At 63.7% G+C, this 22,994-nt stretch carries 16 protein-coding genes and 1 pseudogene; 6 read left to right on the top strand and 11 right to left on the bottom strand.

The window, feature by feature from the left end; translation table 11 throughout:
* Positions 1 to 7: 7 nt before the first annotated feature.
* The 6 genes and pseudogenes from SOQ14_RS03660 to SOQ14_RS03635 all read right to left on the bottom strand — a co-directional run.
* Positions 8 to 1,114: a helix-turn-helix domain-containing protein gene (locus SOQ14_RS03660; RefSeq protein ID WP_322896686.1), complete on the bottom strand. Its 1,107-nt coding sequence runs from the start codon at positions 1,112 to 1,114 to the stop codon at positions 8 to 10.
* Between the two features lie 84 nt (positions 1,115 to 1,198).
* Positions 1,199 to 1,357, bottom strand: coding sequence for a hypothetical protein (locus SOQ14_RS03655; RefSeq protein WP_322896685.1), 159 nt, complete (start codon positions 1,355 to 1,357; stop codon positions 1,199 to 1,201).
* 33 nt (positions 1,358 to 1,390) lie between these two features.
* The gene (locus SOQ14_RS03650) at positions 1,391 to 1,771 is read right to left on the bottom strand and encodes a SpoIIAA family protein (RefSeq protein ID WP_322896684.1); all 381 of its coding nucleotides are present in this window, start codon (positions 1,769 to 1,771) and stop codon (positions 1,391 to 1,393) included.
* A 486-nt stretch (positions 1,772 to 2,257) separates the two neighbouring features.
* Positions 2,258 to 2,659 carry a hypothetical protein gene (locus SOQ14_RS03645; protein ID WP_322896683.1) on the bottom strand — a complete coding sequence of 134 codons (402 nt, stop codon included), beginning with the start codon at positions 2,657 to 2,659 and terminating at the stop codon, positions 2,258 to 2,260.
* A 19-nt stretch (positions 2,660 to 2,678) separates the two neighbouring features.
* Complete coding sequence (locus tag SOQ14_RS03640) at positions 2,679 to 5,570, bottom strand: M16 family metallopeptidase (protein WP_322896682.1); 2,892 nt, start codon at positions 5,568 to 5,570, stop codon at positions 2,679 to 2,681.
* Positions 5,571 to 5,827: 257 nt separating this feature from the next.
* Positions 5,828 to 6,142, bottom strand: a pseudogene (locus SOQ14_RS03635) (site-specific integrase); the annotation flags it as partial.
* 739 nt (positions 6,143 to 6,881) lie between these two features.
* On the opposite strand from SOQ14_RS03635, the gene SOQ14_RS03630 reads away from it, so the two are divergent.
* On the top strand, positions 6,882 to 8,078 hold the full coding sequence (locus tag SOQ14_RS03630; RefSeq protein ID WP_322896681.1) for an acyl-CoA dehydrogenase family protein: 1,197 nt from the start codon (positions 6,882 to 6,884) through the stop codon (positions 8,076 to 8,078).
* A 155-nt stretch (positions 8,079 to 8,233) separates the two neighbouring features.
* Positions 8,234 to 9,364, top strand: a complete 1,131-nt coding sequence (locus tag SOQ14_RS03625; protein WP_322896680.1) for an acyl-CoA dehydrogenase family protein — start codon at positions 8,234 to 8,236, stop codon at positions 9,362 to 9,364.
* Positions 9,365 to 9,467: 103 nt separating this feature from the next.
* Here SOQ14_RS03625 and SOQ14_RS03620 read toward each other — a convergent pair whose 3' ends face one another.
* Positions 9,468 to 10,160 (bottom strand): DUF2490 domain-containing protein, encoded by a 693-nt coding sequence (locus tag SOQ14_RS03620; protein WP_322896679.1) that lies wholly within the window; start codon positions 10,158 to 10,160, stop codon positions 9,468 to 9,470.
* Positions 10,161 to 10,242: 82 nt separating this feature from the next.
* Positions 10,243 to 10,830, bottom strand: coding sequence for a metal-independent carbonic anhydrase family protein (locus tag SOQ14_RS03615; protein ID WP_322896678.1), 588 nt, complete (start codon positions 10,828 to 10,830; stop codon positions 10,243 to 10,245).
* A 149-nt stretch (positions 10,831 to 10,979) separates the two neighbouring features.
* Between SOQ14_RS03615 and SOQ14_RS03610 the strand changes: the two genes are divergently transcribed.
* Genes SOQ14_RS03610 through SOQ14_RS03595 form a run of 4 tightly spaced genes read left to right on the top strand, consistent with a single transcriptional unit; the run spans position 10,980 to position 15,431 of the window.
* Complete coding sequence (locus tag SOQ14_RS03610; protein ID WP_322896677.1) at positions 10,980 to 12,008, top strand: sensor histidine kinase; 1,029 nt, start codon at positions 10,980 to 10,982, stop codon at positions 12,006 to 12,008.
* Positions 12,005 to 12,658, top strand: a complete 654-nt coding sequence (locus SOQ14_RS03605; protein WP_322896676.1) for a response regulator — start codon at positions 12,005 to 12,007, stop codon at positions 12,656 to 12,658. The genes SOQ14_RS03610 and SOQ14_RS03605 overlap by 4 nt, the downstream gene beginning before the upstream one ends.
* Complete coding sequence (locus SOQ14_RS03600; protein WP_322896675.1) at positions 12,658 to 15,003, top strand: ATP-binding protein; 2,346 nt, start codon at positions 12,658 to 12,660, stop codon at positions 15,001 to 15,003. Before SOQ14_RS03605 ends, SOQ14_RS03600 begins: the two co-directional genes overlap by 1 nt.
* The gene (locus SOQ14_RS03595; protein WP_322896674.1) at positions 15,000 to 15,431 is read left to right on the top strand and encodes a response regulator; all 432 of its coding nucleotides are present in this window, start codon (positions 15,000 to 15,002) and stop codon (positions 15,429 to 15,431) included. The genes SOQ14_RS03600 and SOQ14_RS03595 overlap by 4 nt, the downstream gene beginning before the upstream one ends.
* Before the next feature lie 21 nt (positions 15,432 to 15,452).
* Here the strand turns inward: SOQ14_RS03595 and SOQ14_RS03590 are convergent, their stop codons facing one another.
* The 3 genes from SOQ14_RS03590 to katG form a co-directional block, all read right to left on the bottom strand.
* Entirely contained in the window at positions 15,453 to 16,820 is a 1,368-nt protein-coding gene (locus tag SOQ14_RS03590; RefSeq protein WP_322896673.1) for an ATP-binding protein, read from the bottom strand.
* Positions 16,821 to 17,279: 459 nt separating this feature from the next.
* Positions 17,280 to 20,057 carry a TonB-dependent receptor plug domain-containing protein gene (locus SOQ14_RS03585; RefSeq protein ID WP_322896672.1) on the bottom strand — a complete coding sequence of 926 codons (2,778 nt, stop codon included), beginning with the start codon at positions 20,055 to 20,057 and terminating at the stop codon, positions 17,280 to 17,282.
* 453 nt (positions 20,058 to 20,510) lie between these two features.
* Positions 20,511 to 22,772 (bottom strand): catalase/peroxidase HPI, encoded by a 2,262-nt coding sequence (gene katG, locus SOQ14_RS03580; protein ID WP_322896671.1) that lies wholly within the window; start codon positions 22,770 to 22,772, stop codon positions 20,511 to 20,513.
* Positions 22,773 to 22,994: the final 222 nt, after the last annotated feature.

The following is a 22,994-nucleotide window of genomic DNA, read 5'->3' as shown; positions in this document are numbered from 1 at the left end:
TCAAACCTCAAACGGGCATGGATTTTTGCGATTTGAGACGCCACGCGCTGGGACTCATTCCTGCAAAGTCCTGAAAGGCGCGGTTGAAACTCGCCTTCGAATTGAACCCGACATCGAAGGCGATGGTTAGCAGGTCGCGCTGCTCTGTGTGAGTGGTCAGCAACGCCTGCATTGCCGCGACCCGGCGGCGGTTGATGACTGCGTTGAAATTCTCGCCCGATGCGGCACCCAAAGCGCGTGACAGGTAGGAGGTGTTGGTGCCGAGCATACGGGCAAGGCTAGCGAGCGTCAGAGCCGGATCGCGCCACAATTCCTCGGCTTCGATCCGGGCGATCCACGCACTGCCCTGCGCAGCCCAGTCGCGCATCGCAGCCGGCGCGGGCACTGGCTGCGGGTCCGGCGTGGGAGCCGCAATAGCTTGCGGAAATCGCGTCTCGGCATGCCGCCAACCTGCGATGCCGAGATAAAGCACCAGCACGCTGAAGGCGACATAGAGTGGAAACTGATCGAAATAGTCGCGCGCCGGATCGATCTGCTTGGCGATCAGGAACCCAGCCCAGATTGCCCCCATCGTCGCAAGCGCCGCAAGGAAATTGCGGATCCAAACCGGCTCGAAATCGGCGCTGTCGGTGCGGTTCTCGTCCAGCCATCGGCGATAGATGCGGTATCCTCGATAGGCCGCCGCGCTGTAGATGGCGATGCTGACCAGCGCGGCGATGTCGAGTGCCGGATCGATGAAGGGTTCATGCACGCTATCGTTCCAGCGATCCTTCACCGGCAGCGGGAAGGGGAAAACCAGCGCATAGGCGAGAAACTGCACCGACACCGGCACGAAGTGCAGCCAGACCCGCGGCGGTGGGCCTTCGACAAGCGAGACGGTGTAGAGGTAAAGCAGCGGCCCGAAGGCCAGCGTCAAGGACAATGGCGCAAAGCTGAGCCACGGCCACCTCTCGTAGAAGCCCGCATAGCCAATGATGTAAGGGTTCATCAGCGCTGCAACCGCAATGATCAGCAAAGCCAGCCAGCGGTTCGCGCAGCGGTTTGCCTCGGTGCGCCACAGCAGGACTGCGAGCAAAACGCCCTGCGCTGCGCAAATCAGCAGGGTGATGCTCATCGGGCCGAACACAATCATGGGGCGGTATATGGCGCAGTCGATATCCGGATGGAACAGGCTTGCCGAACCTGAGCCTGCCTTCGATCAGATACGTTCAACGTTGGCCGGAATGGGGTCGTTTCCAGAAATGCGGCTGCTGGCGGAAAAACCGTTGAAGCTGCCGAGCAGCTTGTAGGATCGCAGCGTGACGCCGCTCATGACCAGAGATGGGTGGGCAGCAGAATAGCGGTTCGTGGTCTTCATCGCGATCTGAAGATGGTCTGTCGCTAGGCCGTTTCAGTCCGAAGCGCGCAGGATCTGTCCGGTGCGCGCCCAGGCGCGGGCCTCATCCAGCTTGGCCAATGGGAAACAGCGGATCTCTGCCGCATAGAAAGGCGCGAAGATCCGCATGGTCCGCGCAACCCAGCCCATGTCGCTGACGATTGCGACGTGCTTCATCCAATCACGGTGGGTGGCGTGGAACACCAAGTCTTTGGGCCAGACCGACCATTCGATATGGCCAAAATTGCGCAGCACGCCAACCAGGTTGAGCTTGTCATGCGTCTTCAGCGCATCATCAATCGCGCTGATGACAGACTGATATTCCTGGGCATTGACCCCGCCATCCAGCGTGATCTCGACGTATCCGGCGGACTTATCGCATTCGAGTGCCAGCATGTGCACCTCCCTGTCGCGTGGTGAGATTAACAGAAAACATAGCGCTTAAGACGGCCCACGGATTGACAGCCGTCAACCCAGCCTCGAGCCTTCGCACTTTGTCCAGAAATACCAGCCACGCCTTGTTCGTAACGGCGACCGACCAGTGGCCCGACTCTACCGGCTGGGTCAGTTCGGCCACGACGCGGCGTTCTGCTTCCGGCAAATCCCGACCCAGAGTCGGTCATGCTTGATCATCAATAATGACGTCTGCTTACGCCAAAACCCGCCACGCTGCTTTCAGGACCGAGCACCGGTCCCGCCTATCACCTGATCTGGTTGGAAACCAAAAGGTCTGCTCTGGAGCACCGCCAGCATAAGGGCGGCTCAGTGTAGGAGCTGATAGGCCTCCCCGCGTAATAAATCATTTATGACATCACAAATGGCCGAATTCGCATCCTTCTCCAAAGCGTGTTTCGGCCCGGTCACGCTCAAATGCTCGGCGCCTCATGCCCTCTGCCCCCGGCGCCGCAAGCCCAATGATAGCCCATCGAAGACCGCAAAGCGGCGCACTTCGGTCCAGGCGTCTGCGTCGGGCCAGCCGCCCCGCCCATGCCAGCTAGCTTCGAACAGGGCGTCATGTTCGCAAACCACCCCGTCCAGCAGCAAGCGGCATGCCACGTAGTCCGTCTTGGCGCGCAACTCGGCGGTGAGGACACCGTCGCCCAGCGGGGTGAGCCACGGCTCCTCGAACGATCGCCGGGACACCCACCACCCGCCAGTCGCCCGCACGACCTCGCCATTGATCACCCAGCGTTCCTGCGTCCAGCCCAACCAGCTGAAGGCGTTATCGACACACACCTCGGCGTTGCCGACGCGGTAAAGCCAGCGTTGCCCGTGCAGCTTCACAGCACCATCCCTGACCTGATCAAGGCTTCGGTTCGGGCACGACCCGAAGCTCGACCGGCGTGGTGCCGACCAGATATCGCTGCGCGGCAGCCTGCAGATCGGCAGGCGTAATCGCGTCGAGTGTGGCGGTACGCCTGCGCCGCCGCTCCAGCAGCACGGGATCGCTTTGCGCTGCCGCAACAATGCTGACCCAGCCCTGATTTTGCGTCTCGCCCCGCTCGAAGCTCGCGCGGATCGGATTGCGCGCCCGTTCGACCAAATCGGCCGAGGGGAGAGCCGCCGCCAGTTCCTGCGCGATGGCGCGGATTGCCGCGGCAGTGTCGTCCATCCCTTCGGGCGGCAGGGTGGCAATCGCCACGATGTAGCCGTATCCGTCGTAGGTGAGCGGCGAATAGCTGAGCGCCTGCGGCGAATAGGTCGCGCCCAGCTCCTCGCGCAGCTTCTCGGTCAGGCGCAGGTTCATCACTGCGGCGAGAAGGTCGCGGGTGTAATCGTCGCTCTGGTCGCGGCCATCGGTGGTGGGCCAGGCAAGCGCCAGGGCACCCTGATCGGCCGCGCCCGTGTGGGTCAGCACCCGCGTGGTTCGATCTGCAACGAAGGCGACCGGTGCGGCGTTAGCCTGCACAGCGCTGCGGACCGGGCGGGCCGGCAGCGCCCCAAGTGTCGCTGCGACCTCGGCAATCGCCGTGTCAGGATCGAAGTCGCCGACCAGCCCGAGCGAGAGTGCGCCGCTCGTCAATTGCGGCGCGACCACGGCTTTCAGATCGTCAACCGTGACCTGCCCGATCTGGCTGACATCGCCAAGGCCGAAGCGCGCGTCGCCATCGGCCAGCACCGCGCCGAGCGCTACCGACAGCACTTGTATCGGGCCGGAACGGATATTCTGCACAAGAATGGGCGCGACTCCAGACCACTGGGCCGAAGTTTCGGGCCGCCAGCCAGTTGCGGTCAGTCGCGCGCCGAGCAGATCAAGCTGCAGCTTGAGATCGGTCGGCGTGGTCTGACCTTTCGCCACCAGCGCATCTTCCTCGGCGCCGAGGCCGATACTGACCGCCTTGCCCGCCAGCACCCGACGCAATTCGTCGATATCGTGCTTTTCGAAGCCGTCGATGCTGGCGATGTTGGGGAGCATCTCGCGAAGGCCCTGCCGGTTCCTGGGGAAGCTCGCCAAGCCGTCACCGACCCGCAGTTCGAAGGCGACCTTGCCCGGCTCGAACGTGGTTGTCTTGAGATTGAGCTGGAGGCCGTTGGCAAAGCGTAAGGTGCGGATGCCGAGATCGGCGATGGTCTTGTCCTCGACCACCGTGCCAGGCTGGCCCCAATCGCTGTAGGCGAATTGCACCTCGGCCGCCTCAGTCGGCGCGGTCACGGCAACAGCGGCGCTTTCCGTAAGGGCCGCGGCGATGGCCTGCATGCCGCCTTCGACCGGCTGCTTGGTCGATACGTGCACCACCGTCGGCCCGCCCTGCCATGCGGCGCGGAAGGCATCGCTGACGGTCTCTTGCGTCAGCGAGGGGGCGATCGCGCGGTAGAACTCCAGATCAAGCGAGGGCGAGGTCCACACAGCATCGCGCATGCTCGCATCCACCAGCCCTTCGGCAATCACGGCGCTGTTGCGTCCGGCTGCCTGGGCTGCGGCGTTGGCGAGCGCGGTCTCGATATTGGCCTTGGCCTCGGCGATTTCAGCCGCGGTAAAGCCGTATTCGTTCGCCCGGCGAAGCTCCTGCTCGGCGAGGGCAAGCGTTTCGCGCCACTTTCCGTCCTTCGCCACGATCAGCAGGCCGAAGGACTCCGCGCTGCCATACACCGGCTGTTGGGCCGCCTGCGCGACCACTGCAGGCGCATCCGCCGCGCGCGAGAGCGCCGAAATGCGATTGGTCAGCGCTGCTCCGGCAATGGCACGCAGCACATCGGCGCGCGTGTCCTCGGCGGTGTTGGCCGCTGGTTCCCAAGCAGAGATGCGCTGCAATTCGATGACCTCCGGGATGGCGGGGTCGACAAAGGCGGCGATGGTAGGCGCGCCTTTGCCATCGGGGACCGGGCTCTGATAACGCTCGCGCGGGGCGCCTTCGCCCTGCCAATCGGAAAAGGTCGCCTTGATCTTGGCTTCCATCGCAGCGACATCGAAATCACCGATGATCACCAGCGTCGCGCGTTCCGGGCGGTAATAGCCATCGTAGAAGGCCTTAAGATCGGCGGCTGTGATGTTGCGGATGCGTTCTTCATCGGCGCGGACCCGGTTGCCGAGCCGCGACCCCGGTAGCGCCGCCTGCAGATAATCGGCTCCGCGCCGTCGGCCGGGATCATTGCGCACCTGCGCCTCGCTCAGCATGATCCCCCGCTCGCGATCAACTGCGGCGGGATCGAAGGTCAGCTCGCCCGCCATCTCGCGGATCACCTTCAGCGCGGTGTCGACCGTCTCGTCATTGGTGCGCGGCAGTTGCAGCTTGTAGGTGGTGAACTCGAAACTGGTGGTGGCATTTGTGTCCGCGCCGAACGCTAGCCCCAATCGTTCAAGCATCGGCAGCAGCTGGCCTTCAGGGATGTTAGTGGAACCGTTGAAGGCCATATGCTCAACAAAGTGCGCCGCGCCGTTTTCCGCGTCGGTCTCCTCGCGAGCGCCGACGGCGATGTTGAAGCGGACTGCGGCCTCACCCTGAGGGTTCGTGTTGCGCATCAGGGCGTAGCGCATCCCGTTGGCCAGCCGCCCGAAGGTGACAGCGGCATCAGCGGGAAAATCGGGGCTGGCGATCTCCCAGGCCGGGACGCCGCCCACCGGCGCGGCAGGGGCCTGAGCGCTCTGGGAGGCGGCGTTCTGCGCCAGCAAACTTGGCGGCGCGGCGAGCGCTAGCCCGGCTGCGATGGCAAGGCAGGAGACGGCACGAAGTGAAGGAATGGTGGTGCGGCCCATGAAGTCTCTCTCCAAGCAAAGGCGATGAAATCGGGGCGGAATCGCGCCGTCGAGGTCGACCATAGGCATGGGGCCAAGGTTCTGGCAATCGGCCAAGCCATCGCTTCGCCGCAGTCGCGCAAACCTGTTGCCGATTAGCCCCAGGCGAGCGATCGCTCGTTGCAGAGGAGCCTCAAGCGGCGGATTCGGCGAGACTACGCGCGGTCGGCTGATGAAGCTGTGTGAGAAGCTGTCGCCCTGCATCGTCGGCATGGAGGTCCCCGTCGCAGAAGCCATGTAGCCAGGCTTGATCGGGCGTCAGCAGTGATTTCAAATTGCACCAGCCGCCCGGTCTTCCGCTGAGTGATCATTGCGCGGTCGCGAACCTCGCAACCAGCCACGAGATCGCCGATCTTCAGCTTCACCAGATCGCAGCCGTGCAGCTTGCTGTCGATCGCCAGGTCGAACAGAGCGCGGTCTCGGAGCCGCTCCTCGCGATCAAGGAAGAACCGGATCACCCAAATCTGCTTCTGGGTCAGCGGCCGCTTGGTGTCGACGGTCCTGCCGGCATTCCTCGAAACCCGATTTTGCATGGCCGGGTTGAGGTGAGATTAGGTCATCATCTTTCTCCATGGCCTTGATTGGCCAGGATCAAAGAACGGACGCCGACCCGGCGAGAACACCATTGCCGTGCATGGAAAGCGTGATAGCGGCCTACGCTGCCTCAGGCACGCACAGGCAAAAGGGCCGCTTTCGATATAAGCGGACACGTAGCAATGCCGGTGCGAATGGCGGCTTCGTCCCACATTCGGCCTTTGGGCCCGCTTGGCATGTTAACCCCGCTTCCCGAAGATTTGAGCGTGAGCCACACTTTGCCGTGCGAGAGGGCGAAGCTTCCGCAAAACTGTGAATAATGCTTTGAAAGCCTCGCAGCAAAAGTTGGGGTATAGAAGGCGGTAGTTTGGTGAAAAATCCAAAATTAAAACACATAAAACAATATAATAACATATAGGTAGGATTCTCACCCTCTCCGCCAGCAATCCATCATTCACGGCAGGCTGGCGCTCGGCGGGTCTCGCCCGCGAATCCCGCTTGGTGATGCGGCGAAAGACAGCGATTCCAAGCATTGCTGCGTGTGATATCCTGCCCGCCGCAGGTGTCTCGCTTCGCCGGGCAAGCCCCACGGCGCGCACTTCTTGGGCAACCTTCCCCTACTGCGGGGCCGTTTTGCCAGATGCGATCGCCCAAGGCGGGCAAAAGCCTCTTTTCCGCGTCCGCAGGGCGTGACAAGACGTATGGCAAATCGAAACCGATTGAGAGGAGAGCTTCCCAATGAACCTCGAATTCACCCCCGAAGAGCAGGCCTTCCGCGACGAAGTGCGCGCCTTCATCGCCGAGAACTATCCCAAGCACCTCGCCGATTTCGGCATGAGGGAGGATATGGCGCGCGAGGACTTCGTCGCGTGGCACAAGATCCTCGGGCAAAAGGGCTGGTCGGTTCCGGCGTGGCCGGTCGAGTACGGCGGCACCGGCTGGACCCCGACCCAGCGCTACATCTGGTCGGAAGAGAACGCCCGCGTGAACGCGCTGATGCCGCTGCCCTTCGGAGTCTCGATGGTCGGCCCGGTGATCTACACCTTCGGTTCGGAAGAGCAGAAGGCCAAGCACCTCCCCGGCATCCGCAGCGGCGAGGTGTGGTGGTGCCAGGGCTATTCGGAGCCGGGCGCGGGTTCGGACCTTGCGAGCCTCAAGACCACCGCGGTGCGTGACGGCGATCACTACGTCATCAACGGCCAGAAGACCTGGACGACGCTCGCCCAGCACGCCGACTGGGGCTTCTTCCTGTGCCGCACCGATCCCACCGCCAAGCAGCAGGAAGGCATCAGCTTCATCCTCGTCGACATGAAGACGCCGGGTGTGGAAGTGAAGCCGATCAAGCTGCTCGACGGTGGCTACGAGGTCAACGAGACCTGGCTGACCGACGTGCGCGTGCCTGTCGAGAACCTCGTCGGCGTCGAGAACAAGGGCTGGACCTATGCCAAGTTCCTGCTCGCGCACGAACGCTCGGGCATCGCGGGCGTGGCGCGCTCGAAGCGCGGCGTCGAGAAGCTGCGCGAGATCGCGACGCATGAAACGCTCGACGGCCAGCCGCTGATCAAGGATTTCGACTTCGCCAAGAAGGTGAGCCAGCTCGAGATCGATCTGGCCGCGCTGGAAATCACCGAACTGCGCACGCTGGCGGGCGAGCAGGCGGGCAAGGGGCCGGGGCCGGAAAGCTCGATCCTCAAGATCAAGGGCACCGAGATCCAGCAGCGCCTGACCGAGCTGACGCTCGAGGCAGTCGGCACCTACTCCGCGCCCTATATGGGCGGGGTGTCGAACGACAACGGCTCGAACGAGCACCCGGTCGGCCCCGACTATGCCCAGCATGCGGCGGCGACCTATTTCAACATGCGCAAGACCAGCATCTATGGCGGATCGAACGAGATCCAGCGCAACATCATCACCAAGATGATTCTGGGTCTGTAAGGCCTTCGTCTCCCCTCCCCGCGGGGAGGGGCTGGGGGTGGGGGCTCTGCCGTCGATAGGGCAGGCCCCCATCCCAACCCTTCCCCCGAGGGGAAGGGCTAATCAGGTTTCAACCTCGAATGGTGCAGCAAGCACCTGAGGACGGGAGAGAATTCGTGGATTTCAACTTCACCGAAGAACAGGGCATGGTGCGCGACGGCCTCTCGCGACTGGTGCGTGAGCAATACGGCTTCGAGGAGCGTCGCAAGGCGATTGCCTCGAGCGAAGGCTGGCGGCCCGAGGTGTGGTCGCAGCTGGCCGAGCTGGGCATTCTCGGCATGCCGTTCAGCGAAGCCGACGGCGGTTTCGGGGGCGGCGCGGTCGATGCGATGGTCATCATGGAGGAGTTCGGCAAGGGTCTGGTGATCGAGCCCTTCCTCCCCACCGTAGTCTGTGCGGGGGGCTTCCTCAAGCACGGCGGGACCGCGGCGCAGAAGGAAGAACATATCGGCGCGATCGTGTCGGGGGCGGCGGTCTTCGCCTTCGCCTATGCCGAGCCCAAGGGCCGCTATGACTATGCCGACCTCGAGACCACCGCGAAAAAAGACGGCGCGGGCTGGGTGCTCAACGGCCACAAGGCGGTCGTGATCGGCGCACCCTGGGCGAGCCACCTCGTCGTCACCGCCCGCACCGGCGGCGAGCGGCGGGATCGCTCGGGCGTTTCGGTCTTCGTGCTCGCCAAGGACACGCCGGGCGTCACCACCCGCGACTATGTGACGGTCGATGGCCGCCGCGCATCGGAAGTCTATTTTGAGAACGTCGCGCTCGGTGCCGAGGCACTGATCGGCGCCGAGGGCGAGGGGCTGGCGCTGATCGAGCTTGTCACCGACGAAGCCATCGCCGCGCTGTGCGCCGAGGCCTGCGGGGCGATGAAGGTCGCCCATGCCATGACGGTCGATTACAGCCGCCAGCGCAAGCAGTTCGGTGTGCCCATCGGCAGCTTCCAAGTGCTCCAGCACCGCATGGTCGACATGTACACCGCCTACGAACAGGCCGTCTCGCTGACCTATCTCGCCACCTTGCGCCTCGGCTCGGACGAGCGGACCCGCAAGCTGGCGGTCTCGGCCGCGAAGGTCGGCGTCGGCCAGTCGGCGCGGCTGATCGGGCAGGAAGCGGTGCAGATCCACGGCGGCAATGGCGTGACCGACGAATATGCCATCGGCCACTATTTCAAGCGCCTGACGATCTTCGATTCCGAGTTCGGCAATGTCGACCACCACCTGAAGCGCCACGTCGCGCTGTCCTGAATCACCATGGCCGCAAGGCAAACAGGCCCCGCTCTCGGCAGTCGAGAGCGGGGCTTTTTTGTGTCAGGTGCCGCACATCCGCACGCAACCGGCGGATACCACCTCAGAATGTCATGAACAGATTGACGTTCGCGGTGTGGTCCACCCGGTCGCGGCCATCGCGGACAACATATTGGTTGAGATAGCCGGGCACCACTTCGACACCCTTGGCAAGCGGGATCGCAAGGCCCGCGAAATTGCGCCAGATTGACAGTCCGCCGTGCTGCACCCCGGTTTCGTTGAGATCGATGAAGGGCTCGCTGTAGACCACCACCTTGTTGTTTTTGCTCACCGGCACACGCAGCTGGACAAAGTTGCGCAGGCGCCAAGAGGTGTCCATCCGCTCTTCAAAGGTGCGCTGTTCAAGCCGTGTGCGCGAATCGAGCGTGACGCCGTCCTTGTCGATCAGGCGGATATTGAGCTCTTGATAGTAGCGGTGCTCGTTGAGCCTGACAGGGCCGACCGGATCGGTAAAGATGAAGGCATAGCCGACCCCTGCATTCACTGTGTTGGTGAAGCGATAGGCGACCAGCGAACGCAGCAGCAATTGGCCGAGCCGCCCAGCATCATTGGTGAACCGCTCTTGCGCCTCAAGCCGCACATAGACCTTTTCCGAAGCGTTGATTGTCGCGAATTGACCCAGCCAGACATTGGCATCCTCCTCGGTGGCGGCAGCCGGCGAGGCCGCAAGGGCGAGGGCGAGCGCGAGGCCAACAGCAGGGCTGAGCGCGGACGAGGCAGAAGTGCGCAGGGGCATGATGAGAGTCCGGATGAGAAAGGTCAGCGCGGGCCGGCCGAAAATCCGGCGCGACCCGCGCAATGCAGATGGTTAGTGCGTCTCAGGCCCCGTTATAGGGAACCGACGACTGGTGCACCACGATCTTCAGCGCGCCGTCGAGCCCGCGGATATAGCCAAAGGTGTACTCGACCTTGGTTTCCTCGCCGCCGGTCGTCGAGGTGAAGTAGTAATTGCCCATCGCCACGGCCATGTTGCACGAATTGTTGGTGATGCCGACATTCTTCCAGCGGACCTTGCTCCAGGGCCTGATCGCGAAGCCCTTGTCTTCAGGATAGGCGGGATTGCCGCCGACGAAGTACGACAGGGCGGAATCAAACGAGGTGCGGAACTGATCAACCGAGGCAAGCGTCGGCTTGAACAGGACGAGGCTCAGATCATAGGCATAGAACTGGTCGATATGCGCGGCAGCCGCGGCGGAATAGTCGCCGCCTTCCTGATACACCTTGCCGATCTTGATGATGCCGTCGCCCCAGGCCTTCTGGGCAGCCACGACTTCCCTTTCGGTGATGCAGTTGACCGTCTGGTCGACCGGCGCGGTGGCCGAGCGCGTGCGTTCCTTGGCATAGCCGGGGCTGCACGCCGTGGCGAGCACTGCGGCATAGGTGAGGGCGAGGGTGCGGGTCTTCATCGAGCGTCTCCGAAAGCAAGTTGGGGGTGTTTGCGGTGGGACAGATCTTGCGGAGCGATCGGCTTCGCGCATCGGCTGGATGGCGGGCCGGGCGGCCTATGCCGTTCGGCATATGACAAAGGCATGATTGGCGTTTAATCTCACCCGCGATGACCCTCGCCCCCGCGTTACCCGACACCGCAGCCGATCTGCGCACGCTCTATCGCGCCGCCGAAGCCCGCGCCGCGCGCCTGCGCGTGCTGGTCGAGGCGAGCCGCCTGCTCACGTCCTGTGAAGCGGAAGGATTGGAGGCAGCAGCGCAGGATGTGGCGCAGCAGGCGGCGCATCTCGCGGGCTTTGCGACGGGGCGTATCGCGGCACGGGATGCCCCGCCGCCTGCCGGTGACGATGCGCTGGTGCTGCCGCTGGTTGCCCCCGGCGCGGGCGGCATGACAATCGGCGCGCTCGTGCTTGAGCAGCGCCTCGGCACGCTCGCGCCCGAAGATCGCGAGGCGCTGGCCATCCTTGCCCAGTTGATCGGCAGCGCGCTCGCCGCCCGCGCGCGCGAGGCGCGGTTGGCACGGCTGCTGGCAGAATTCCTCGGCGCGCAGGAAGCCGAGCGCAGCCGGGTCGCGCACGAGCTGCACGATGGGGTCGCCCAATCGGCTGCCGCGCTGGCGCGGCGGCTGGAGCTTGCCGCCGATGGCGATCAAGCGGATCTCGCCGAAGCCACCCGTCAGGCCCGCGCGCTGGTGCGCGAGCTGCGCCAGGTCATCACCGGGATGCGGCCCCCGGCGCTCGACGATCTCGGCCTTGCCGCAGCCCTCCACCAATTGGCCGAGGATGCGCGTGACGGGATCGCCGTCTCGCTCGCGGTGGACCTTGCCGCGCGCCCCTGCGAGGCGATCGAGACCGCGCTGTTCCGGATCGTGCAGGAAGGGCTCAACAATGCCCGCCTTCATGCCGGGAAGGATGCACACGTGATGGTGCGGATCGCGGAGGAAGAAGGCGCATACCGCATCGCGATCACGGATAATGGGCCGGGCTTCGATCCGCGCGCGGTGGCCGCGCCCGCTGGCGCAAGCGGGCTCGGGCTGGCCTATATGCGCGAGCGCATCGAGCGGCTTGGCGGGCGGCTGGACATCATCGCAGCGCCTGGCGCGGGTTGCCGTCTGCTGGCCGAGATCCCCGCTGCATGAGCAACCGCCCCAGCATCCTCATCGCCGATGATCACGACCTCGCGCGCGAAGGTCTGCGCGCCTTGATCGAGCGCAGCGGCGCTTATGCCGTGGTGGCCGAGGCGTGCAGCGGCGAGGAGGCGCTTGCGCTTGCCGCAGAGCATCAACCCGATCTGGCGCTGCTTGATATCCGCTATGCTGGCGGCGGAATTGACGGGTTCGCGGCGGCGCGCAACCTTTCCGAAACCCAGCCGCAGACGGGCGTGATCCTGATCACCATGCACGACAGCCCGGCCTATCTGCGCGCTGGCATTGCCGCGGGCGCGCGCGGCTTTCTGGCCAAGGATGCCTCGCGCGAGGAGGTGCTCGCCGCGCTGGCGCAGGTCGCGGCAGGGGGCGTGGCATTCCCCCCGGATTTGATGCGCCGCGCTGTCAGCGATGACGGGCGCAGCGCGGTGCTGGCCTCGCTGGATCGCCTCACGCCCCGGGAACGCGAGGTGCTTGGCGCGCTGGCAGGTGGGAGCACCAACAAGGAAATCGCCCTTGTCCTTGGCATTTCCCCCGGCACGGTAAAGGCTCATGTGGAGCGTCTGATCGGCAAGCTCGGCGTGCGTGATCGCACCCAGGCTGCGATCCTCGCGACCCGCCACGGCATGGGGCGGACGGGGTGATGATGCGCGCGATTTCCGCCTGGTGGGCCAATCGCCCGCTCGCCACCAAAGGGCTGGTGGTGGTGGCTGTGCCGCTGCTGATCTTCCTTGGATCGGTCGCCGCACTCTATGCCATCAGCCGTCTGGAGTCCCGCGCCGAACAGGATGTGCGGCTGACCATCGCCATCCAGAACGATGTGAACGAGGTGCACGCGTTGCTGGCAGAGGCATCCTCGGGGGTGCGCGGCTATCTGCTCACCGGCGAGCCGCGCTTTCTCCAGCCCTACCGGCGCGCCGAACAGCAGGTGCCCGAAGTCACCCGGCGCCTGCGCGCCTCGGTGCGTGATCCCGAAGCCGCCGCGCGGCTCGGCCGGATCGAAATGCTGGCGGGCGAAAAGCGCGAAGGCCTTGCGCTGCTGCTGGTCGCGCGTGAGCGGACCGGGCCTGCGATCATCGGTGATACCACGATCACGGCCGGCCTGGCCGCAAACAAGCAGGCGCTGGATGCGCTGCGCGACGAGATCGAGGGGATGCAGGCGCGCGAGCGCGAATTGCTCGCCGCGCGGCAGGAGCGCCTCAACACGGTGCGCCGCAATGGTCTGATCGCGACCGGGGTGCTGACCTTTGTCGGGCTGGTCGGCAGCCTGTTTGCCGTGTTCCTGTTCTCAAGCGGGATCGTGCGCCGCGTCCAGCGGCTGGAAAGCGATGCGGTGCGGCTTGCCGAGGGGCAGGCGCTCGTCACACGCGGGGCCGAGCGTGATGAGATCGGGCTCTTGTCTGCGCGGATGATCGAGGCCAGCCGGCTGTTGCGCGCCCGCGAACAGGCGCTGCGCGAGGGCGAGGAACGCTTCCGGCTCGTGATCGAAGGCGTGCGCGATTACGGCATCTTCGCGCTCGACCCCGAAGGCCATGTGGTGAGCTGGAACACAGGCGCGCAGCGCATCAAAGGGTGGATGGGCGATGAAATCCTCGGCCGCCACTTCTCGGTCTTCTATCCCGGCGAGGATGCGCATGACCGCTCGATGCGCAATCTCGCCGATGCGATGCGCGATGGCCGGACAGAGGATGAAGGCTGGCGCGTCCGCAAGGATGGGACGCGCTTCTGGGCCAATGTCGTGATCACCGCGCTGTATGACGAAGCGGGTGAGCTGCGTGGCTATTCCAAGGTCACCCGCGACATCACCGAGCGCCGCCGCGCGCAGGAGGCGCTCGAGCTGGCCCGCCAGGAAGCCGAACAGGCGAGTGCAGCCAAGAGCCTGTTCCTCTCGCGCATGAGCCATGAATTGCGCACCCCCCTCAACGCGATCCTCGGCTTTGCCCAATTGCTGGAACTGGACCGCACCCGCGCCCATGCGGGAGAGACCGATCGGGCGAGCATTGATCATATCCTGCGGGCCGGGCGGCATCTGCTGGGCCTTATCGACGAGGTGCTGGATATTGCGCGGATCGAGGCAGGCAAGTTGGGGCTGGCCATCGCGCCGGTCAGACCCGCGGCGGTAATTGCCGAGGCGGTCGGCCTGTCCTTGCCCGAGGCCGAAAGCCGTCAGATCACCCTTGTCAATGCGGCCACCAGCCTCCCGCCGGTCACCGCCGATCCGCGCCGCTTGCTGCAAGTGCTGCTCAACCTGCTGAGCAATGCGATCAAGTTTAACCGCAAGGGCGGCACGGTCACCATCAGCGCGCAGAGCGACGACAAGCGGGTGCGCATCCGCGTCGAGGACACCGGCATAGGGATTGAAGCCAATCAGGTCGGAGAGCTGTTCCAGCCCTTCACCCGTCTTGCCCAAGGTGCTGCGCGTAGCGAGGGGACCGGGCTTGGCCTGTCGCTGTCGCGCGCTCTGGTGGAAGCGATGGATGGCCGGATCGGCTATGCGCCGCGCGCCGATGGGCAGGCCGGGGCCTGCTTCTGGTTCGATCTGCCGCTGGCAGACGAAGCCGCGGATCCCGATCCGCTGCCGCAAGTGACAGCTCCGCCCACTGTCGCCGATCCGCATTCGGTGACGATCCTGCTGGTCGAGGATAATCTCGCCAATGCCCAGCTTATCGAGGCGGTGGTGGCCCGCCACTTGCCACAGGCGCGCCTGATGAGCGCGATGCAGGGGCGCCTCGGCCTTGATCTTGCCCGGCGGCACCGGCCCGATCTCGTCCTGCTTGACCTGCATCTGCCGGACAAGGATGGCGACGGGGTGCTTGACGAGTTGACCTCAACCCTGCCGGATTTGCCGGTGATCCTGCTTACCGCCGATGCCATTGCGGCGCAGGGGGATTGGGCGGGGCGGGGCGCGCGTGCGGTGTTGACCAAGCCGATTGATGTGCCCGCGCTGCTCGAAGCGATGGACCGGGCGCTGCTGGAGCGCACGCGGTGAACGCCGGCCGGGTCGCGGCCAGCGCGCGTATTCTTGTGATCGATGACGAACCGGCCAATCTGGCGCTGGTGGCGGCGGTCCTCGCGCGCGAGTGCTATGCCGAAGTCGAGACGCTGGCCGATCCGCAGCGCGCCGCCGCGCGCTATCTTGCATTCAGGCCCGATCTCGTCCTGCTCGATCTGATGATGCCGAGCATCGATGGCTACGCGCTTCTTGATAGTCTCGGGCGGCTTACCAGCGCGGATGAGCTGGTGCCGATCATGGTGCTGACGGCTGATACATCGATCGAAGCCAAGCGCCGTGCGCTGGCGCTCGGCGCGCGCGACATTGTGACCAAGCCCTTTGACGTGTTCGAATTTGCGCTGCGCGTGGCCAATCTTATCGAACTGCGCCTGCTGTTCGAACAGACGCGGCGTGCCCGCGATTAGGACGCAGCTCCTGAGCCGATCTCAGGCCGCGCTGGGCACGTCTGCCGCATCGAGCAAGGACCGCAACGTCGTTGCCAGCAAGGTGCGGCTATAGGGCTTGGGCAGAAGCTTCAGCGATGCGTCAAAGGTTCCGTTGTCGATGATCGCATTCTCGCTGTAGCCCGATGTCAGCAGGATCTTGAGATCAGGGCGTAGCGCCCTTGCGGGCTCGGCCAGCCTGATCCCGTCCATATCGCCCGGCATCACGATATCGCTGAACAGCAGATCAATATCCTGCGGTCTTTCCAGTTCGGCGAGCCCTTCGGCGCCATTGCAGCTGGTGATGACGCTATAGCCAAGCATCTGCAATTGCTTGAGCATATGCGCGCGGACCAGATCATTATCCTCCACCAGCAGGATCGTTTCTGTCCCACCGGGAAGCGCATTGCTCTGCCCACTGGCCTGTGCAGCGGGCTGCTTTTCGTGCGCGCGCGGCAGCAGCTGGACAGTGGTGCCGACCCCGACTCCGCTTGATACCGAGACATGCCCGCCCGACTGCTTCGCGAAACCATAGACCATGCTGAGGCCCAAGCCAGTGCCTTCGCCGATGGGTTTGGTCGTGAAGAAGGGATCAAACACCTTTTCCAGAATATCAGCCGGAATGCCGGTGCCGCTATCGGTGACGCGCAATTGCACATAATCGCCCGGCTTGAGTTCCGGATCGATCCTGCGGAATTCAGACGTGACCTTGTAATTGCTGGCGGCCAGCGTCAGGCGCCCACCCGCAGGCATCGCGTCTTTGGCATTGAGCGACAGGTTGACGAGGGCGCTTTCCAGCTGGCCGGCATCAGCTTCGACCTGCCACAGGTCGGCGGCGCTCTCGACCGCGATGGTGATGTTTTCCGGCAGCACGCGGTTCAACAGGTCGACCGCGGCGGCAAGCTGTTCCTCGATCCTGAGGGTCTTGGGTTCGAGCGGCTGGCGCCGCGCAAACGAAAGCAGGCGGCTCGTCAAATCCGCGCCATGCTGCGATGCACTGGCAACCAGATCCACCATGTCGCGCGCTTCGGACTTCTGCGACTTGCGCAGCCTTGCATCCGGCTCGCGCTGCTCGGTGACATCGGTCATGCTGCCAAGTAGGCGGATCGCCTTGCCATCGGCGTTGCGGATGATCGCCGAAAGATCCTCCAAGATCAGGATGCCGTTCGAGGTATCCATGAAGCGATGTTCCGCTGACCATTGCAGATCGTCTCCTGCAATCTCGCCATAGCCGGTGATGGCGGCGAAAGCCTTGTTGAAAAAGATGATGCGGCGATCCGGTGCAAGCACGATCACCCCTTGCGAGATGGATGTGGTGACCGCTGCTAAAATGATGCTTCCACACCGCGCTCTCGTTTGGTGGCTGAGCATACGGGATGCTCTGGCTGTCTGCTATCGAATGAGCTGACTGGCTTACCGATCTTGGAGGACGGTCTGACTAAAATCTGTCCAAATTTTGCCAAGCAGAATAATAAAAACAAATAACAACATTATCTTAACAATAATGTTTATTTTGCATCAAATTTTCTCAATGGATGATGGCTACGAAAATTTCCAGAACAAGCGGTGGGTTGCATTGAATTTTTCAGCTTCCTTTGAGGCGCTTAGGTGTCACCAGCACCGCTTGCGAGGCGTGCAGCTTCGATCTGCGCCGCCAGTACGATCTTTAGCGAAAGCGGTCGGAGGCGAACAGTATCAACCAGCGCAGCACAGCGCGCATGGAAGATCACGGGCGTTCTTATGAAACAGAAAAGGGGGTGAGCCGCGCGCCACAATACCGTGGCACTGGCTCACCCCCGAATGTCTGGCGCTATCCGGCGCCCGGCGGCATCAGAAGATGTAGCTCAGCCGACCATAGAGGAACCGCCCGTTGAAGCCAAAGGGCGAGAAGCTCGAGAACGGCAGGAAGTAGTTATTGACCGACAGGTTCTGCAACGCACCCGTCGTGGGGTTGATCGCCTGACCGGTCGGGTTCGCCGTGGGATATTCATCAAACAGGTTATTGGCCCCGAAGGCGAGTTCAAGCCGGTTGGCCCAACCTTCTTGCGGGCGGATGCGAATTTCCGCATCGGTGATCCAGCGCGGGCGCAGCACCAGGTCATCGATCGGCGAAGCGCCGGCTGACAGCACTTCGCCAAAGCGGTTGCTGCGCAGGGTGACGCTCAGCCAGTTCCATTCCCAATCCGCGCCCAGATTGATGCGATCGCGCGGCTGGCCGCGTTCGATGCGGGTCGATTCCAGTCGCCCGAACAGGTTGATCCCCGGCACTTGCCCAAGTGCACCCGGATTGTCGCGCCGTCCGGTAATGTCGACCTCATTCCAGTTATAGCCTGCCGTCAGCGAGACGGTCCCGGCATTGCCCACGCTGGTGCGATAGGTCGCGATGGCGTCAAAGCCGCGGGTGCGCGTGTCGATCCCGTTGAAGAAGAAGCGCGCTGCCGAAATATTGGTGAAGCCCGCATCATTGAGAATCTGCGCAATTGCCCGGCCCGTGCCCGTGCCCGACGGGTTGCCTGCGGCATCGCGGGTGGCGGTGAGGTTGTCGGTCAACACGATGCGATCATCAATGTCGATCTGGTAATAGTCGAAGGTGATGTTCAGCCCGCGCACCGCGTTGAACACCGCACCACCCGACCACGAGAACGACGTTTCCGCCTCCAGCGGGCTCGAACCCAGGGCAAGCGCCACCGGGTTGTTCACCGGCAAGGTCACGGCATCGACCAACACGCCGCCGATATTGTTGGTGGCAGCTGCGGCAAAGAACTGTTGCTGAAGCGAGGGCGCGCGGAACCCGGTCGAAATCGCGCCGCGCAGCGCAAAGCCTTCCACCATCTCGAGGCGGGTGGCGAGCTTGCCATTCACCGTCGAGCCGAAATCCGAATAATCCTCGACCCGGCCTGCCACCTGGACGTTCCACGCCTTGGTGATGTCGGTATCGAGTTCGACATAGGCCGAGAAGTTCTCGCGGCTGTTGGCCTGGGTCACATCAACCCCGCCAATCGTCGCCTGGAAGCCGGGGAAGACCTGGCTGCCGGGCGCGGCAAAGGCAGTCGCGGCAGCGCCAGTGATGAACGGGTTGTTCGTGCCCACTCGCACCGGGCCAGCGATAAAGCTGTTCGGCTCGCCCGCGCCAAGCTTATACCGCTCACGGCGCCATTCGGCCCCGAGCGACAGAGTCATCCGTTCGATGCCGGACACGGCCAGATCGCGGTTCACATCGAAATTGGCCATCAACTGGCTATATTCGAGCGAACCGGCATCAAACTCGGTCTGGCTGGCAGCCCCGAGCGAGGCGTTGAGCGTGTTGGTGATCCGGAAGTCGACCTGGTTGCTGCCGTACGACATCGACAGATCCCAGTTCCAACCCTTGTATTCCCCGTCAAACCCGCCGGTGATGGCAAAATCCGTCGTGTCCGTGTTGATCAGCGGGAGGAAGCCATCGGGATAGATCGCCACCACATTGCGATTATCCGCGGCGCGGCGATAGAAGCCCGCCGACTCCCCTTGCCGGGTTCCGAAGGTGCCGAAGGCGTAGAATTCGGCGTTGTCGGACACCGGCACGCCCATGTTGACGACAAGGTTGAAATCTTCGGTCTTGGCATCGCCATAGCGGTGGCTGCGGCGGTCGAAGGTCAGCTCGCGCGGATCGAGCGGGCCGCTTTGCGAATACTGGCGGCGCGGATCATAGCCGGTGCGATTGGTGTCGCCCCGGTCGCGGTATTCGGCAGTGATATTGATGAAGCCTTCGGGGCCAAGCGGCAGGCCGATATTGCCCGAAACCGCCAGCACCTCGCCGTCGGTGACACGCAGCCCGCGGCCCGTATCATTGAGCTGGAGCACCCCATCGGGCGTCAGTGTCGGCACTTGTCCGGCGGTGGCGTTGACACCGGTGACTTCGTTCACACCGGCAATGCGGGTGTTGAACGCGCCATAATTGACCCAGAATCGGCCGCCTTCGCGCGAATCGTTGAGCTGGAAGTTGATCACCCCGGCAATGGCATCCGAACCATATTGCGCCGCGGCGCCATCGCGCAGCACTTCGACCCGCCCAAGCGAGGATGCGGGGATCTGGTTGAGGTCAACCGCCGAAGACCCGCGCCCGACCGAGCCGTTGATGTTGAGCAGCGCGGCGACATGGCGGCGCTTGCCATTGATCAGCACCAGCGTCTGATCCGGGCCAAGTCCGCGCAAAGTGGCCGGACGGATCACATCAGTGCCATCGGTGATCGAGGGCTGCGGGAAGTTCAGCGAAGGCACCAGATCGCGCAGCAGGCGCGCGGTCTCGGTCAGGCCGGATTGGCGCAGCTGATCATCGGAAATCACATCGATCGGCACCGCGCTGTCGGCGACCGTGCGCCCGGCACGGCGGGTGCCGGTGACGATGAGCTGGCCCATCGGCGTTTCATCCACCGCATCGCTCGCGGCCTGCTGCATCGTTGCAAGGCCCGTCGTCGCCGCAGCGGTCACTACCACCGGCTCGGCGCTGGCGCTGTCCGTTTCGGTGCTTTCAGCGGCAGCTGCTACCGAAGGCAGGGCGGCGGCGCCAAGCAGGGCTGCGCTGGTCGCAAGAAGCGAGGTGGAATGAAAAACACGTGATGAAAGGCGCATGACGAAATTCCCTGTACTGCTTGATCTCACAACCCATCGGCCATGGGGTGGACGGGTCTGACAAAACCGGACGGACAGCGGAGTGCGCATGCCATGTGGCGGCAGGCGGCGGGGTCCGGCCGAAGCGCTCCGGCTTTTTTGCGATGGGGCGCTACACTGCGGCATTGTTGCACAGCGCGCACCCTTCGATCTGCGGTGCCGCAGGACAAGACCCCCGAGCGTCGGACGCGGCACGCAGTGGCCGTTGCACGGCCTCACCGTGGCGACAAGTCTGTTGCAACAAACGCAGGCGATATATTGTTACTTTCGTTCGTTGCTGTCACGTATCTGCAACAGTTTATTACGTCAGGGTGCTGAAGGGCGAACCTGCGATCGATCCGCGCCCGAACCTGACGCACAAACGCCGGACTGTCTTGCGACAGCCCGGCGCATATTGTGGGATTGGTGTGAGGCTTAACGCAGATCGAAGCGATCGAGCATCATCACCTTGTTCCAAGCCTTGACGAAGTCCTCGGCGAACTTCTTGTCGCCGCCCTTGACCGCATAGGTCTCTGCGACAGCGCGCAGCTCCGAATTCGAGCCGAACACCAGATCGACTTCGGTAGCAGTCCATTTGAGTGCACCGCTTGCACGGTCACGGCCTTCATACAGGCCCTTGATCGCCGCCGGCTTCCACACATTGCCCATGTCGAGCAGGTTGATGAAGAAGTCGTTGCTCAGGGTGCCGGGGCGGCTGGTGAACACGCCGTGCTTGGCCCCGCCGCTGTTGGCATCGAGCATCCGCATGCCTGCCACCAGCACCGTCATTTCCGGCACGGTCAGCGTCAGCGTGTCAGCCTGATCGATCAGCATTTCGGTGGGCGAACGTCGTGCGCGGTCGCTATAGAAATTGCGGAAGCCATCCGCTGCCGGACGCAGCAATTCGAAGCTCGCCGGATCGGTATGGGCATCGGTCGCATCAACGCGGCCGGGGGTGAAGGGCACGGTGATGGTGTGGCCCGCCGCCTTGGCCGCGTTCTCGATAGCAACTGCCCCGCCAAGCACGACCAGATCAGCGATCGAAACCTTGCGTGCACCCGAACGCCCGTTGAACTGCGTCTGCACCTTTTCCAGTGCCGGGATCACCCGGGCGAGCACTTCGGGATCATTGACTGTCCAATCCTTCTGCGGCGCAAGGCGGATACGCGCGCCATTGGCACCGCCGCGCTTGTCTGTATCGCGATAGGTCACCGCCGCAGCCCATGCGGTGCGGACGAGATCGGAGTTGCTGAGGCCGGTTGTGGCAATCGCCTGCTTGAGCGCGGTGATATCCGCTGCGGTGATTGTCGCATAATCAGCCTTGGGCAGCGGATCCTGCCAGAGCAGGTCTTCGGACGGAACCTCGGCCCCGACATAACGCGCCTTGGGCCCCATATCGCGGTGGGTCAGCTTGAACCACGCCCGGGCGAAGGCCTCGTCCATTTCCTTGGGGTTCTTGACCCAGCGTTGGGTGATCTTGCCATAGGCCGGATCATACCGCAGTGCGAGATCGGTGGTCAGCATGACAGGGGCATGGGTGACATTCGGATCATAGGCGTCGGGCACGAACTTCACATCTGCCGCATTGACCGGCTCCCACTGTTTGGCACCGGCCGGGCTGGTGGTGAGCTTCCATTCAAAAGCATAGAGGTTGTCGAGGTAGTTGCTGCTCCACTGGACAGGCGTTGCCGTCCACGCACCTTCGAGACCGCTGGTGGTGGCATCCGTGCCAACGCCGGTGCCGCAGCTGTTCTTCCAGCCAAAGCCCTGCGCTTCGACGCCTTCGGCAGCCGGCTCCTTGCCGACGCAATCGGCCGCCTTGCGGGCGCCGTGCATCTTGCCGATGGTGTGGCCGCCAATGATCAGCGCAGCGGTTTCCTCGTCATTCATCCCCATCCGGCCAAAGGTCGTGCGGATCTGCTTGGCCGAGGCGAGGATATCCGGATTGCCTTCCGGGCCTTCGGGATTGACATAGATCAGCCCCATTTCGGTCGCGCCCAGCGGGTTGTCGAGATTTTCGCCTTCGGCATTACGCTCGGAAGTCAGGAACTTGGTCTCCGGGCCCCAATAGACCAGCTCGGGCTCCCACGCATCGACGCGGCCACCGGCAAAGCCATAGGTCTTGAGCCCCGTGTTCTCGAGCGCGACATTGCCCGCGAGGATGATCAGATCGGACCATGACAGGCTGGCGCCATACTTCTGCTTGACTGGCCACAGCACACGGCGGGCCTTGTCGAGATTGCCATTGTCGGGCCAGGAATTGAGCGGTTCGAAGCGGATCTGCCCGCCATCCGAACCGCCGCGCCCGTCACCCGACCGGTAGGTGCCCGCAGAGTGCCAGGCGAGGCGGATGAACAGGCCCGCGTAATTGCCGTAGTCGGCTGGCCACCAGCTTTGCGAGTCCGTCAGCGCGGCATTGATATCGGCCTTCACCGCCTTGAGATCGAGCTTTGCGAATTCCGCCGCGTAATCAAATTCGGCGCCACGCGGATCGGCATTGTAGGCATGCTTGCGCAGCGGCGAGAGATCGACCTGATTGGGCCACCAATCCTGCACCGAACGCGGCGCGGCTTCGGTTTGCGGCTTGCCGACGCGGCCCATGCCGGGCTCATTGAAGCCGGGAGGCGTGGCGTGCGCAGGCACAGCAAGCGCAACGCATGAGGTGGCGAGCAGGATGCTCTTGAGGCTCTTGATCATCGGATAAGTCCCTGTGTTTGGTTCGCGCGACCCCGTGGCAGGCGATGGGGGAAGCCATTGTTCGACAAGGCCCCAAGCGCCGCCCACGCTCGCTAATGCGGGAGCGGGCGAGGGGGAAATTGCTTGTTACGATAACAGTGATTGAGATTTTCGGGGTTGATCCAACGCAAAGCGGCGACGCCATGCTCTGGGGCGCCGCCGTTTGCGGGTCATGAACGGCTG

The organism is Erythrobacter epiphyticus, assembly GCF_034653295.1.
GTDB lineage: Bacteria > Pseudomonadota > Alphaproteobacteria > Sphingomonadales > Sphingomonadaceae > Erythrobacter.
The sequence above is the reverse complement of the archived record's forward strand: the minus strand, read 5'-3'. Positions and strand labels throughout refer to the sequence as shown.